Genomic DNA, 15,696 nt, shown 5'->3' on the forward strand with positions numbered 1-15,696 from the left:
ACGATGTTGCCGCTTGCTCAAGCGACTGAATGGCAGGGCTGTGTGCTCGCCTACGGCCACTTCAGCACCATCCATCCCGGCCATATCCGCTATCTGCGCCATGCTCGCAGCCTGGGTAAACAGCTTGTGGTGGCCTTGATCGGCGATGGATCAGCTGGCCAACCCAACTCCTACCCATTTAGTCAGCACGAGCGAGCAGAAGCCCTGGGCCTGCTGGGTATCGCCGATTTAATCGTGCCGCTCGAGGGTGATGACCTCGCTGCTGCCATCAGGCAGTTGCAGCCAGAAATGCTGGTGTTGGGCACCGAGCTTGAGGGCTCAGCCAGGCTTGAGCAGCCCCTGGCTCTTTTGCGGGCCCAGGGCGGCAAGGTGCAATTCCATGCCGGAGATGTGCAATACGCCAGTAGCGAACTGCTCAATAGCACTGAGCAAGATCTAAAGCGCCAGCGCCAGGTCCAATTCAAGGCAGCCTGCCGCCGCCAGGGGCTCAGCAGGGATGATCTGCTGAGCTCGATGCAGTGCTGGCCCAACACCAGGCTGATCGTGCTGGGGGACACGATTGTGGATCAATACGTGGCCTGCGAAGCCATCGGCATGAGCGCTGAGGCACCGGTGGTGGTGGTGCGCGAGCTGGCTAAACGCAACTTCATTGGTGCGGCCGCCGTGGTGGCGGCGCACATCCGCTCCCTTGGGGCCCAATGCGATTTGGTGTCGGTGGTGGGCCAAGACAGCACCGCTGAATTGGTGCAGCGCGAGCTGCTGGCCCAGGGCATCGGCAACGGCCTCACCCGCGATCCATCTCGACCCACCACCTTTAAGAAGCGCTATGTGGTGGAAAACCAGAAGTTGTTCCGGGTTAGCCGGCTGGAGCAGCACAACCTGGATTCAGCCATTGAAGAGCAGGTGATCGCCCAGTTGGAAAGCCTGGCGCCCCAGGCCCAGGGCATCGTGGTGTCTGATTTTGTCTATGGGGTGGTGACACCCATGGTGCTGAAGGTGGTGGCGGATCTGGCCCAGCGCCATGGGCTGATGCTGTTTGGCGATCTGCAATGCAGCAGCCAGGTGGGTTCGATTAGCCGTTTCCAGCACTTTTCCCTGCTCTGCCCCAATGAACGGGAACTGCGCCTAGCCCTCCAAGACAAAGACAGTGGCCTTGAAAACCTCAGCCAGCTGCTGCTGGAAAGCACCAGTTGCGAGCGATTGTTAGTGAAGCTTGCCGCCGAAGGCTTCATTGCCTACGACCGCGACTCCCAGGGCAAGTTGACCAGCCAGCCTTTCCCGGCCCTTTCTGTTAATCCCCTTGATGTGGCAGGAGCGGGCGATTCGGTGTTGGCGGTGATGGCCACGGGCCTGGCCAGCGGCCAGGCGATGATGGCTACGGCCGCACTGGCTTGCTGTATGGCTTCCTTAGCCGTGCAAACGATGGGAAATACACCAATTCCTGCCGGTGCTCTAAAAGCCAACCTGGAGGAGGTATTGGAGCCATGAATAGCAAAAAGATCCTGGTGATCGGCAGCAACAGCTTCAGTGGCTCCCACTTTGTGGCAGAAGCCCTGCGGGGAGGCCATCAGGTTTGGGCCACAAGCCGATCAAGGGAGCTAGATCCTGTCTTCCTGCCCTATCTCTGGCTTGATCCGGCTAGAGGGGAGCCCCTGGCCAATCAGGCAAATTTCAGCTTTCAGGCGATCGATCTCAACAGCCAGCTCAGCCAGCTGCTGGAGCTGGTTGATCGGGTGCAGCCATCCCATGTGGTGAACTTTGCCGCCCAGGGGATGGTGGCAGAAAGCTGGTTTAACCCAACCCACTGGTATCGCACCAATGTGGTGAGCCAGGTTGCCCTGCATGACGCCCTGAGGCAGCGGCCATTCTTGGAAAAATACCTGCACGTGACCACCCCTGAGGTGTATGGCAGCACCGATGGGGGCTGGATCCGGGAACACAATCAGTTCGCCCCCAGCACCCCCTATGCCGTAAGTAGGGCGGCCTGCGATCTACATCTCCATAGCTTCCAGAAGGCCTATGGTTTCCCGGTGGTATTCACCCGGGCCGCGAATGTGTATGGCCCCGGCCAGCAGCTGTACCGGATCATCCCCAGGGCCTTGCTCAGCGCCCGCACCGGCAAACCAATGCAGCTCCATGGCGGCGGCTATTCCGAGCGTTGTTTCATCCACATCAGTGATGTGGTGAGGGCCACCCTCCAGCTGGCTCTGGAAGCGGAGCCGGGCAGCACTTGGCACCTATCCACCCAGGAGCCGATCAGCATCCGCGATTTGGTGGAACGGATCTGCCAGCGCTGTGGCGTGGCATTTGATTCCGTGGTGGAAGAGAGTGGTGAGAGACTTGGTAAAGACCAAAGCTATCTGCTCGACAGCACTGCGATCCGTGAAAAGTTTGGCTGGAGCGATCAGGTGAGGCTTGATGAGGGCTTCAGCGAAACCCTGGCCTGGGTGGATTCCCACCTCGACCAACTCCAAACCCTTCCCTGGACCTACCAACACAAAGTATGAAACTTCTAGTTACGGGTGGCTGCGGCTACAAAGGTTCGGTGCTGGTGCCGCTGCTTCTGGCAGATGGCCATCAGGTGGTGAGCGTGGATACCCAGTGGTTTGGAAACTATCTGCCAAATCATCCTGGCCTTACCAACCTCTGCCTAGACATTCGCAACACAGACGCTATCCCGCTTGAGGGTGTGGAGGCGATCATTCACTTGGCCAACATTGCCAACGATCCTGCAGTGGAGCTCAACCCCACCCTGAGCTGGGAGGTGAACGTGCTGGCGGGTCAGCAGTTGGCCGATCGGGCGGTGCGTGCAGGCGTAAAACAGTTTATTTTTGCCAGCTCCGGCAGCGTGTATGGGGTCAAAGACGAGCCAAATGTGACAGAGGATCTACCGCTGGTGCCGATCTCTGTTTACAACAAAACCAAAATGGTGGCCGAGCGCGTATTCCTCTCATATAGGGATCAAATGCAGGTGCATTGCATTCGCCCGGCGACCGTATGCGGAGTGTCGCCTCGGATGAGGCTAGATGTGAGTGTGAACATGCTTAGTTATCAGGCTCTCAAGAATGGCAAGATTACGGTATTTGGAGGTGACCAAACCCGGCCCAATATCCATATTCAGGATATTGCCAATGTATATCGCCATTTTCTGGCCAATTCTGGGATTGAAAGTGGCTGTTACAACGCTGGTTTTGAAAATATCTCGATCCTTGATATTGCAGAGCAGGTTAAAAGTAAGATTGGCGCAGAAATTGTGGTTAGCGCTTCTAATGATCCCCGTTCCTATCGCCAGGATTCCAGCAAGCTAATCGCCACGGGTTTCAAGCAAGCCCATTCCGTGGCTGATGCGATTGAAGAAATCGCCGAAGCCTTTGCTCAAAATATGCTTCCTGATGGCGATCAGTGCTACACCGTGAAATGGATGCGGCATTTGCAATTCTAAATGATTGAACCACTTCGGAATAATTTGAAACCTATGAAAACTCCAATAGAGCTACTTCGAGCCATGACACGGATCCGGATGGTTGAAGAAGAAATAGCAAGAAGATATCCGGAGCAGGAAATGCGCTGCCCTGTTCATTTAAGTATTGGTCAAGAAGCTGCAGCAGTAGGTATGTGCTCTGCTCTTCAACCAACTGACTGGGCATTTTCAGGTCATCGCAATCATGCCCATTATTTGGCAAAAGGTGGAAATCTCAAGGCTATGTTGGCTGAGATTTATGGCAAAGCCACCGGCTGCTGTGGCGGCAGGGGCGGTTCAATGCACCTTAGCGACCAAGCCTGTGGATTTATTGGAGCCACTCCAATAGTAGGCAGCACTGTCCCGATTGCAGTTGGTGCTGCTCTTACTGCTAAACGTGAGGGCAGGGGAAGGGTTGTGGTTGTATTTTTAGGCGATGGTGCAATGGAGACAGGTGTTGTTCATGAAAGCCTAAATTTTGCTACATTGAAAAGCCTACCAATCCTTTTTGCCTGTGAGAATAATTTGTATTCCGTCTACTCACCGCTAGAGGTTAGGCAACCCAAGCATAGGTCTATTTCAGGTCTTGCAGCTGGGCATGGCATTAATACAGTGCGGCTGGATGGAAATGATGTTGAAAATATTTACGCGAAGGCTGCCTCTGCCGTTGCTGAGATTCGAAAAGGAAATGGGCCTGTATTTATGGAACTTTCTACTTATCGCTGGCTGGAACACTGTGGGCCAGGTTACGACAACAATATTGGTTATCGCACTGAAGATGAATTTCAGGAATGGAAGCTACGTGATCCGCTTCAAGTAGTCAGGCGCCAATCATCTGTTGAGCTGAAGACAGAGGAGATTAGTTTGATTCATGGAGAAATCCAGGAAGCTTTTAAGGCGGCAATTAGCGACCCGTTTCCTAGTCCTGATTCGGAAGTCCTTCATGTTTATGCACCACCAAATACTTGCGAGCCAGCACCACCGCGAGGTGATCGTCAGATTACATACGCAGAAGCTCTGCGCGAAGCCCAAGACATGTGCTTAGCCAAGTATGAAAATAGCTACTTGATGGGTCTTGGAGTGCCCGATCCTAAAGGAATATTTGGTACAACAATTGGTCTGCAGGAAAAGTTTGGAAGCGATCGTGTCTTTGATATTCCGTTATCAGAGAATGCCATGACTGGTGTAGCGATCGGCAGCGCTATTACGGGAATGCGCCCTATCCTGACACATCAGCGCCTCGACTTTGCCCTTGTTTCCATTGATCAGATTGTTAATCAAGCTGCAAAATGGCATTACATGTTTAATGGGGCAATGAGTGTGCCTTTTGTTATTCGAATGATTATTGGACGCGGTTGGGGCCAGGGTCCTCAGCACAGCCAAAGCCTGCATGCATGGTTTGCCCATATACCTGGCTTAAAAGTCGTAATGCCTTCAACACCGTATGAGGCCAAAGGTCTTCTTATTGGGGCGATCGAAGACGACAGCCCTGTTATTTTTTTGGAAAACAGGTGGCTTCATTCAACTAAGGGAATGGTACCCGTCAATCACTATAGCCTTGAACTTGGCAAGTGTCGTATTGCAACCTACGGAACAGATATTACCCTTGTCAGCCATAGCTATGGTACAATCGAGTGCCTTGCAGCGGCGACTGAGCTTTTTAAGTATAATATTAGTGCCGAGGTAATTGACATGCGTAGCATGAATCCAATCGATTATGATGCAATCTCACTATCTGTGGCCAAAACTCATAGGCTCTTAGTGGTTGATCACGCTGAGTCAACATGCGGGATATGCTCAGAAATAATCTCTGTCATTTCCGAAACGCTATATTCGACTCTTGTTTCTCCTCCTAAGCGCCTAAGCTTTCCGGCTTATCCCTGCCCCACATCTCATAAATTATCCATTAACTATTATATCACATCCCGAGATATTGTTCATTCTGTATTAAGCTCATTTGGCCGCACTACTGATTATCGTGTTCCTACAGCGCCTGATTTCATGACAAGTCACGATCAACCTAACCCTCTTTATATTGGACCATTCTAGAATCAAATTTAACAGCACACGACATTACCTAATTTTCGTCTCATGACTCCTCCAAATTCTGACCTGAGGTCAAGGATAGTTCAGTTGGTTTGTGCAGGAGGAGGCGGACATATCCCGAGCAGCTTTTCCGTTATTGATATAATTGATTTGGTTTATTCTAGGTATATTACGTCGGCCGATGGTTTACACTATACCTTTACTCTGAGCAAAGGTCACGCAGCCTGCGCTTTATACAGTGTATTGCATAAATATGGATATCTTACCTCTGAGCATCTCAATTCCTACCTTAATTATGACTCCATTCTTGGGGGGCATCCCGATAGTACTAAGGTGCCAGGAGCTGAAGCCTCGGCTGGTTCATTAGGCCATGGTCTTCCTTACACCGTAGGACGTGCCCTCGCTTCTAAGATAGCATCCACTAATGCAATTCACTTCGTATTAGTAGGCGACGGAGAGTGTCATGAAGGAACTATCTGGGAGTCGGCTATCGTAGCCAACAATCTATCGTTAAATAACCTTATTGTACTAATTGACTACAATAAGTCGTCTGATCAAATCTGTCCTCACAACTCTTTGCTAGATCAGTTCGAGTCATTTGGCTGGAAGGTCTTTGAGGCTGACGGTCATGACACTGATGCCATATCGACCGCTCTTGCGCTAGCTGTTAATGATTCATGTAGTAAGCCTCGTGCGATACTATTCAATACAATAAAAGGTTTCGGTGTCCCTATGCTCGAAGGCCACGGTCCATGGCACTATAAAATACCTAATGAGGCTGAACTCACAATTATTATGAAGGCACTTGGACAATGAAGCAATTCCCAACCGACATGAAATCTGCGTTTCCATATGCAGTCGAGTCTATAGGTTTACTGAGTGACAAACTAGTTGTGGTTGTTGGTGACATCGGCCACTCCGCTTTACAAGGATTTGCGAATGAATACCCCAACCGTTATTATAATCTTGGCATTCTTGAGCCAACTCTCGTATCTGTTTGTGCTGGGCTTTCCAAAGAAGGCTATATACCATTGGGTCATACTATTGCCCCATTTATCGCAGAGCGCAGCCTTGAGCAAATAAAGCTCGACTTTTGCTATCATTCGCTCCCAGGAAACCTTATTACAGTAGGTAGTGCTTTTGATTATTCAACTCTAGGATGTACCCATCATTGCTATACAGATCTTGCTCTATTGTCTTCCTACCCCAATACTGAGGCCTGCTACCCAAGTTCGCCTAATGAACTTGTCTCGCTCCTTGCTCAGAGATATGACTCCACTAAGCTTACTTACTATCGTATGAGCAGGGCATCGCATGGCGTAAACTTCGCGGAAGTTTCTTTCGGTAAGAATATCTTAGTTAAAGCTGGCGAAGACATAACTCTTTTGGCCTCAGGGCCTCAGCTTAAGACAGCACTTGAACTCTCTTCTCTGCTTGAATCTCAAGGACTTACCGCTGATGTCCTTTATTGCCATACTTACAAACCTTTTGACGTTGCTTCGCTTACAGAGTCAGTTGCCAAGACTGGTAGACTCTTTGTAATTGAAGAACATATTTATTCAGGAGGGCTTTCATCCACAGCGCTTCTTGCTGCGGTAAAAGCTGTTCCATCTCTTAGGTTTGACTGCCATTGCATTCCAGATCTTTTTATCAGGAAATACGGTAAGTACTCCGAGATTTGTGAAGGCCTAGGTTTTTCTTCTACTTCACTTTACTCAAAAGTGGTTTCACTAATACGCTAATATCTTTCGTAATCTCTATTGTCCAATCCGCAATTATTATGGAGTGGAGATGTATTAATGATACTAGTGATTTCTTTTGATTCTCCCCCTCGAGCTCCCTGTCTTAGGGAGGACGTTGCTTCCCTTTGATCAGTACACCCGAGGACATGTAACAATGAGTATCCGTCGTTATAGCTAGGGTGTAAGGGATAATTTGAGACGGCGAGTGAGTCTTCTCATTGCGGCAGAAAGTGTTCCGGGTTTAAAAGGAACTGGTCACTCATGTAGTGACTATCTACAACTGGGAGATGACCTAGCGGTTGCAGGGGAGGTTGGTCCTACATCCGATACGGAACCAGATGTTGGAATTCTGCAGACATGTTCCTGTTGGAGACGGCTGGCCTAAAAGGCATGTGTTCAGCTGCTACTGCAATGAGCGAATCCTGTTGCCTGAGCTGGTTGAAAGGTGGCTGCAGACTTCCCATGATGCCGATTAAAAGCCTGTGCTCATCTTGAAAAAGTAAAAGGGAGCTCGAGATGCTCCGCGTCTAAGACCAAAGGGAAATCAAGGCTCTATATAGAGCGCTGCAGAACAAAGACTACATAATAGGGAGAATAGTTGCCTTGTTGGTCCTGTGACAAAAGTTTTAAGTCGTCTGGCAAAGCAACGCCGAAGGCTAGCCAACGCTGACTATCTCGTGTTTCAAACTACAACTACTACTCCGAATCGTTGTTCCGAAAGGTCAGATATTGGCCCGGCCACCCCAGCCGGCATTTGCTAGCAATAAAGATGGCTGCCAGTTAGTCGTAGTTTTTGTGAATTTTTACCACCACCATCACTGCCATAGCGGCTTCAAACTCCTGATGTCATATGCGTGTTACAATTGCAACGGCATGGACATTTGTCAGTAGGATGGCGATGTTTATCAAACAGTTCGCTGTGCCAATCCAACGCGCTTGAGCAGAATACCCACTGCTGTAGTCAGCCCCATGGTGTATTGTCAACAAGCAAGCAAAGGAGCGTATTCCATTAACGAGCTACACTTAATAGAGGTTGCTTGAAGGCATCCTAGGAGTGACAGCTTTCCTTAATGTCATCGATTCTTCACTAACCTTTATTATTGGCTATGACTCAAAAGACCATTATCATCTCTGCTTCCAGTGATATCGGATTTGCACTTACAAACTTTTGGCTCCACAAGCAGCATGAAATTATTGGTACTTATCGTACAAAATCAAAAAAACTAAACTCTCTTCAGGAACTTGGACTCAAACTCGTTTATTGCGACCTTTCCTCGCCAGATATGTCCAAATCCATAGCTCAGCTTCAGGATCTATCTGCAGACTGGGATAATCTCATCTTGTGTCCTGGAGTTCAAGACCCTGTAGGACCTTTCCTTGCGACTAACTTTGATTCGTGGCGAGAGTCAATAAACATTAATTTTATTAGTCAAATGAATATTATACATTCTTTATTACCATTTAGGCGACAGGATGCATCAAGGTCTTCAGCGGTTCTCTTATTTGCAGGAGGAGGAACCAATAGTGCCACCGTTAATTATTCTTCGTATACTCTTTCTAAGATAGCTCTTGTCAAGGCTTGCGAGCTCCTGGATGCCGAAGTTACGGATACTCGCTTTACAATACTGGGACCAGGATGGGTCAAAACCAAGATACACCAATCTACAATCGATGCTGGCCCTGCTCTTGCAGGTAGTAATTATCAAAAAACTCTTGACAAGCTCTCTAGTAATGAGTGCAATCCAATGTCAAGAGTGGTTGATTGTTGCCAGTGGGCACTTAATCAGCCACGTGCTATTATCGGAGGTCGCAATATCAGTGTTGTTTTTGATTCATGGGGGAGTCCGGAACTTGACAATGAATTATCAAGTCATCCTGAGATGTATAAGCTTCGCCGAAGTGGCAATAGCTTTGATCCCAGCTCATGATTCTTATCATTTTCTTCTTTAGGTAAACTCCGCACCGTCGTTCTTGTTTAAGGTTTATATCTATCTCCTCTAAAGCTTGCTTTAATTAGTTTTCACTATAAGTATAATCACTTGATTCAAAATCCAGATGTTTACACCCACTTTTTTTCAGGCTCTTGCCTCTATTTCGAGCCTGCACTCACCTTGCTCCAGCATCTACTCATTATTGCGTGAACTAATCAGTACTTGTGTTCCTACCACCGCCTTCTCCAAAACTGAAAATGTACCAGTTGAATTTGGTGAGTTCGGATCAATTGTATTTCCGCTCTATAATTTTGGCAATCTAGACTCGCTGGCACTTTTTGGCATCGACGAGTTGATTCTTTTTTCATTTTATCTCTGCAATAAGACACGCTATCAGAATGTATTAGACATTGGTGCTAATATAGGTTTGCACTCCATTGTCATGAGTAAGATAGGTTGGAATGTCATCGCATTTGAACCAGACCCTCTACATTGTGAAGTATTTATGCGTAACATGGTTCTTAACAAGGCTACTAATGTTGAGATTGTTTCTAAGGCTGTTTACGATAAGAATTCTAATCTATCCTTTGTGCGTGTTGAAGGTAATACAACTGGAAGTCACATTCAAGGTATGAAGAAAGACCCTTACGGTAAACTTTCTGAATTACAGGTTGATTGTGTAGATATTGCCGATCACCTCAACAACATCGATTTTATTAAGCTTGACGCCGAAGGAGCCGAATTCAGCATCCTCTCACGTATTCCTTCAGAATATTTCAAAACTCTCGATATTATGGCGGAAATTAGTACTGATACAAACGCTCAGCTCTTGTTTGATTACATGAAAAGTACTCAAACTTTTAATATTTTTTCTCAAAAAAGTGGCTGGAAAAAGGTAAAATACCTGTCAGATCTTCCCACTTCGCACAGAGGAGGTTCAGTTTTCATTACTTCCAAAGATTCTGTTCCATTCCATTAATCAGCGCTAGACTCTTCCTATGCTTCTTTTGTGTTCATTCGCTTCTCACATATGTTATCTGATTTCCACAGAGACGGCGTTATTATCCTTAATTCTTTATCAGCCTCGACATTCGCCCGACTACTTAGTAGAACAAATTTACATATCCTATCCCTATTGTCCGCCCCCATATCTTCCGACTTGTCTCGTTACCACTCTTGGTTTGCTGATTATGATAATTATCGAGCATATGCTTTATCGCCATCAAACAGACACTTCAGCTCTCAAACTTGGGGAGATACTGATCTCTTTCCCTCTATTAAATCAGCGATTCAACCTCTGTTCCCATTTTCCTACCTAGCTCCTTGGGATGAAGGCCTAGGCACCTCTGCATTTCGCCTTGTAAGGCCAGGCTTTGAGGATGGCTATCCACCGTCTCGCAAGTCTTGGGGACCAGGTGGAAATCTTCTTTCTGTGACAATCCCTCTTATTGGTTTCACAGAGTACGAAAGTCAGGGATTCTTATTTGGAAGCCATCTTCAAGAATATCCCTCATACTTACCATCTGGAAACAGATTTTGCAAGGAAGAGAAGCGTCTCTTAAACTGGAATAGGTATACATTCAAGCGTTTACGGACTAAACCTGGTGACCTTATTGTCTTTCACTGGAACACTATTCATACTGAGCAGATAATAGGACTAAACACCACCCGCCTAGCTCTCGAAGTAAGGTTTTCTCTTGAATCGTAGCCCTTTAAGCTGGATTGGTGGGTTACCCTTTGGACGTGATCTTTGTATCAATGATACTTACGAGATTCTTACTTCCTTAACCCCATCTTCTACATATGTTATTGACGTTGCTGACATCTATTCAGCTGGAAATTCTCTAAAGATCTTGCTTGAACTTTTACCAGATCTTCCGTCAAATATACTCCTAAGTCTTAAACTTGGCTTGGAGGTCGTTTTTTATGACGGTCAGTTCTCCGTTCGGCCACGTTATTGGAAGGAATCGGAACTATTTAATACCTTCTCTAGCTATCTTGAGAAGTTTCCTGCTAGCCGTCTTCACTCTTTTCAGCTACATACTATTCCTGAAGATATTTCATCTATTGATAATGCGATTAGCTGTTGTTTTGCTATGCAACGTATTTTTCCCGACATATTTCTGGGTATTTCTAACATTGAGGCTTATGAATATTTGCAAATTCAACGAATATCAAATAATCTTTTTTCTTTCATCCAGATCCATGCAAATATTCTTGAGCAGCGCCTTCTGTCAGACTTTTCATCTATTGAATCAGTCTCTCAACCCTTATTTTATGTTGCCAACCGGATCCAGGCAAGAGGTATTATTAATACACAATCTAAAGTATTTGAGGATTTATCCAGTCGTTTCAATACTAGCTTGCGTGTGAAAAATAGTTTCACATCACATAAGCAAATGATGCTTGACATTCTCAAGAATCTCGCTAATAAGTATGATTTGTCTTTGCTTGAGATTGCCTATCTCTATATTCTTTCTCACCCGTTACCAATTTCCCCCATCCACGGTGGTCGTTCTCTAGCGCAACTACATGAATCCCTTTCCGTATCTCAAACCTATAGTAAAGTTCAGTTACTGCGACTTCAGAGCCTCCTTGCTGAATACGAGCTGCAGACCCGTCAATTTGCTAATATTTATCCTATGCTAGCTTTTGAAAGGTAGGCCTAGATGACACACTTAGTTTTCGGTGGTAGTTCTGGAATTGGTAGCGCTGTTATTTCTGAGCTCCTCACTGACAGTGTTGATATTGTAAATATAGATCTTAATCCTCATCCTTCTATATTCCTAGCTGATAATTGGGTCGGGGACCTTACTGATGATGTTTTTCTGCTTGATATCCTTTCTCGCATTGATCAGCTTTCCACCATTTCCTCTGTCTTGTGGTCGGTTCGTTTTAGACATCACATTCAGAACTCTTCTGTAAATCTCCTCAACGAAGCTTTTAATGTGGAGCTATTCCCACTAGTAAACCTTATTGAATCACTGCATGATCGAATCATTACTGAATCACCAAGTTTTGCAATTGTCTCATCAATCGCCTCTAGTTATGTTTCTGCCCAGCATTTCTCATATAATATTATCAAGTCTTCCTTGGAGTCTTTTGTTCGCTCTTGCGCTGTCAAATATGGAGAAGCCTCCTCTGCACGATTTAATATCATTTCACCCGGTGTAGTATTCATACCAGGACGGTCAGACCAAATCCCGCTTACTGATCAGAAAGTAGCCCTTCAGCGTTCATCAATACCTCGTCAATCTCCAGTTCACGTCTCTGAGTTAGCCAAGCTAATTGTATTTATCCTCTCCTCTCAATCCTCTTCCTTAAACGGTGCTAACATAATTGCTGATGGAGGCGAATCACTTCTTGACCAGTATTTTGTAGCTCAACGAGTTTTGAACTTTTCATCATGACACAACTTGGGTGGTTTCACACTTCAATTACTGACCTTACTCGTCGGCTTGTTTCAGAAGCGCTTTCGAAAAATTATGTCACATCTGGACCTCATACTAGAACACTCGAGAAGGAGCTTGCTACTATTCTAGGAGTTCCTACGTGTCTTTATACGAATAGTGGTACATCCGCGTTATCGATTGCTCTTTTTGCAAGTGGTGTTAAGAGCGACTCCTTAGTGGCAACATCTGGCATCGGCTGGGTTGCAACGCCACAAGCAATACAACTCACTGGAGCTAAGCCACATATTTTTGACGTTCTGGAAGACCTACCGATCCTGGATTGTTCCAAAATTATTCAAAAATACGATGTATTACTGCCGGTCAACTATAACGGTCGTCATCCTAACCTTTCTCCATATATCGATAAATATCCGAATACAGTTGTTATAGAGGATTCGTGTAAAAGTCTTTTCTCAACATCCCCGATTACAAATCGCCCTTCTGGTACATCAGGATCTTTTGGCTGCTATTCACTGGGTATGATTTCCGCCTTGCCTGGTGCTTATGGAGGCATTGTAGTTTCTAATCGACCAGATGACTACGACAAGCTCTCTGTTATTAAGTGGCATGGCGTTCGATATGTAGATGGTATAGAGCAGTATCATTCGCGCTCGTACAATTTTAAATCTAGTAACCTCCACGCCGCATTTGCACTAGGAATGCTAGATAGTTATCAGGAGCGTCTTGCACGTTTAAGATCAATCTATCAAATGTACTTAGTTGGGCTTAATGGGCTTGAAAATGTTCGTCTATTACCCTCCGATCTATCCGCTGGCGAAGTCCCCTTGCTCATCGATCTCTTTACGCCCTTCCGTAGTAAATATATAGCTGCACTCAATGCTTCTGGTATACCAACTTGTAACTACCACAATTCTTTATCTCATTTACCTGATGTCCATGCTCCTCACCTTGTGAATAGTGAACTTTTTGCTAATGGAGTATTTCATCCACCTTGCGGACCTGACCAAGATCTTTCCACTATTGAACAAGCTATCTCAATAATTCGTTCACTAGGCTAGGCGAATGAAAAAAAATTAAGATATGGTTTAAAAAACATTAGTTTATTTCTCAATAACTCTTTTACGCAATTTTTCGATCTTTTGCGTATACTTTTTGCTTACGTACCTATCATACCCTTTTGCTACAAATTTCCTAGCCCCCATATTATCCCTCTTGTAAACCAAGCATTTTATAATTCTATCCATCCTAGGTCATTTCGTTCATCCATAGCCATCTTCCTTGCGTCTCTTCGATCAAAGTCATTAAGAGAATCTGACCTTCTTGCTGCTTCCTATTTAATCGCATCCTTACCTGAAAACGCAATTGAGCTTGGCGTATTCGAGACGCTCCTTGACTCCGTCTCTCTTAACCAAATTGACTTTCTCCATAATCGTATATCACTTCTTTATCCGTTCACACTAGTTGGAGACTACATTGCTCTTGATAAGCTTCTTATCCTTACAAGGAATAGGCTTAATAAACTCTTAAATAGAGCACCAGGCTTCTATGGAGAATGTTCACACTTTCTCGCTATTGGACATATGTGCCTCCTGTTTTACTATCTTAGGGCTTGTATTCGTGGATCTCTTCAGTTTTCTGGCCTTACACTTGTGTTTTACTATATTCCATCCTGCCTGCCTAACCAACTTTTATTTGACCTTATTTTAAGTTACAGTCAAAATTCTCCAATTAAACTTGATCAGCTTTCTTTTGACTCGCCGCACTTAACATATAACTCATGTTATGATCACGAATTGGAAATTTGGCCAACCGTCTCTAACGGAATTCCTTCTTCCATTCTGGCCCGGGATTACTTCCAAATTCCAGGCATTGAGACGGATTTATTTAATGCAGATTCGTTCTTGCCGTACGACCCAGCCTTGCTTGAGGAGGCTGAGCAGCTTTTTCGGCCCCACCTAAAAGCTGATTGGTTTGCTGGATTACACTTTCGAACAGCAGTAGATGGCAGGTCTTTGCGGAATACATCTATCCAAAGCATTAATCAAGTAGTTAATCACATCCTTTCTAGTGGTGGCCAACCCTTTCTAGTGTCATATCGGGATAACCTTGTTCGTTCATTGGGTGGCCTTGTCACATGTCTACCTGATCTTGCTACCTCCAGGCGTGAGTATGAGCTTCTTCAACTATATATTTGGGTTCGTTCTACTTTTTTTTGTGGTAGTCAAAGTGGCGGTACGCTCCCTCCATCACTCTTTGGTACACCAATTCTTTGGCTTGACTTCCATCCTTCGGCTCACGTTACGTGGCTCAACACCAACGATGTCTATGTGCCTCGTTCTATCTACTCACTCGAACTTAGGCGCTTTCTAACCCATGAAGAATCAATCTCGCCTGTTCATAAATTTTGTCAATCAGAGTGCCCACGCATTGCGTTCTCCCACGGTTACAAGGTATCTGCTGCTTGTCCGCGCTCTATCACTAAGGCTTTCAATACTATTTCGCAACCTGATTACCGTAACCAACATCACAGATGCGTTCGCTATTTCTAAGCTTTAAGCTTTATCTAAATAGTTTTTCTCGATATTTGTCTTAGCGTCTTTCTCGGCCATGGTTATTAAATATTTTTGACTGCCCAGTCATTCTCCAGTAGACATCAGGGATTGCTTGTTCAATATTATTTAGATTTTTCTTTTTTATCATCCACCCCGCCTGAATGGCAGCAGAGTATTGGCATCTTTGCTTAATTTCACCTGATCAGCTCCCATATTCTCATCGGATCGAGTGAATGCAGAATCGTTTATGCAGTCTTTTCACCACCGACCGCAGGACCGCAAATATTGCTGTAAAGAGCTGGTTTGAGTGGCATTGGGCCTCCCTAGCGAGCTAAATCTCACGGTCTTAGTCCCTCCTGTCCCAATAGGTCACCGCAGGCGGATTTGTTTTGGCAATCCTTCTCGATTTATGCGGATGCTGCTGATAGACAGGTACCTAGTTACGTTCCGCTACCCTTGTGAAGGAGCGTTGTAGTGATCAGTTCCACGCTACAGGCCCTGTTCGGACAGCTCCCCTTTTTTTGATCGGGACGTCCTGGCACTGAGCTCTTA

12 protein-coding genes are annotated in these 15,696 nt (G+C 45.9%); all 12 read left to right on the plus strand.

Features of this window, described 5'->3' with window-relative positions; genetic code table 11:
- Positions 1–3: 3 nt before the first annotated feature.
- Entirely contained in the window at positions 4–1,488 is a 1,485-nt protein-coding gene (locus tag KBY49_RS08745; RefSeq protein ID WP_254934403.1) for a PfkB family carbohydrate kinase, read from the plus strand.
- Positions 1,485–2,507 carry an NAD(P)-dependent oxidoreductase gene (locus KBY49_RS08750; RefSeq protein WP_254934404.1) on the plus strand — a complete coding sequence of 341 codons (1,023 nt, stop codon included), beginning with the start codon at positions 1,485–1,487 and terminating at the stop codon, positions 2,505–2,507. Before KBY49_RS08745 ends, KBY49_RS08750 begins: the two co-directional genes overlap by 4 nt.
- Positions 2,504–3,442, plus strand: coding sequence for an NAD(P)-dependent oxidoreductase (locus KBY49_RS08755; protein ID WP_254934405.1), 939 nt, complete (start codon positions 2,504–2,506; stop codon positions 3,440–3,442). The genes KBY49_RS08750 and KBY49_RS08755 overlap by 4 nt, the downstream gene beginning before the upstream one ends.
- A gap of 63 nt (positions 3,443–3,505) precedes the next feature.
- Positions 3,506–5,509 carry a thiamine pyrophosphate-dependent enzyme gene (locus tag KBY49_RS08760; RefSeq protein ID WP_254934406.1) on the plus strand — a complete coding sequence of 668 codons (2,004 nt, stop codon included), beginning with the start codon at positions 3,506–3,508 and terminating at the stop codon, positions 5,507–5,509.
- Between the two features lie 42 nt (positions 5,510–5,551).
- Positions 5,552–6,322 carry a hypothetical protein gene (locus tag KBY49_RS08765; RefSeq protein WP_254934407.1) on the plus strand — a complete coding sequence of 257 codons (771 nt, stop codon included), beginning with the start codon at positions 5,552–5,554 and terminating at the stop codon, positions 6,320–6,322.
- Positions 6,319–7,248, plus strand: a complete 930-nt coding sequence (locus KBY49_RS08770; protein WP_254934408.1) for a transketolase family protein — start codon at positions 6,319–6,321, stop codon at positions 7,246–7,248. Before KBY49_RS08765 ends, KBY49_RS08770 begins: the two co-directional genes overlap by 4 nt.
- A gap of 1,106 nt (positions 7,249–8,354) precedes the next feature.
- Entirely contained in the window at positions 8,355–9,176 is an 822-nt protein-coding gene (locus tag KBY49_RS08775) for an SDR family oxidoreductase (RefSeq protein ID WP_254934409.1), read from the plus strand.
- 205 nt (positions 9,177–9,381) lie between these two features.
- Positions 9,382–10,158: an FkbM family methyltransferase gene (locus KBY49_RS08780; RefSeq protein WP_254934410.1), complete on the plus strand. Its 777-nt coding sequence runs from the start codon at positions 9,382–9,384 to the stop codon at positions 10,156–10,158.
- A gap of 718 nt (positions 10,159–10,876) precedes the next feature.
- Entirely contained in the window at positions 10,877–11,842 is a 966-nt protein-coding gene (locus KBY49_RS08785; RefSeq protein ID WP_254934411.1) for an aldo/keto reductase, read from the plus strand.
- A 6-nt stretch (positions 11,843–11,848) separates the two neighbouring features.
- The gene (locus KBY49_RS08790) at positions 11,849–12,589 is read left to right on the plus strand and encodes an SDR family oxidoreductase (protein ID WP_254934412.1); all 741 of its coding nucleotides are present in this window, start codon (positions 11,849–11,851) and stop codon (positions 12,587–12,589) included.
- On the plus strand, positions 12,586–13,650 hold the full coding sequence (locus KBY49_RS08795) for a DegT/DnrJ/EryC1/StrS family aminotransferase (RefSeq protein ID WP_254934413.1): 1,065 nt from the start codon (positions 12,586–12,588) through the stop codon (positions 13,648–13,650). The genes KBY49_RS08790 and KBY49_RS08795 overlap by 4 nt, the downstream gene beginning before the upstream one ends.
- A gap of 522 nt (positions 13,651–14,172) precedes the next feature.
- The gene (locus tag KBY49_RS11750; protein WP_396099700.1) at positions 14,173–15,141 is read left to right on the plus strand and encodes a TIGR04372 family glycosyltransferase; all 969 of its coding nucleotides are present in this window, start codon (positions 14,173–14,175) and stop codon (positions 15,139–15,141) included.
- The last annotated feature ends 555 nt before the right edge of the window (positions 15,142–15,696 follow it).

The organism is Cyanobium sp. WAJ14-Wanaka (assembly GCF_024345375.1).
In the GTDB taxonomy this organism is placed as follows: Bacteria; Cyanobacteriota; Cyanobacteriia; order PCC-6307; family Cyanobiaceae; genus Cyanobium_A.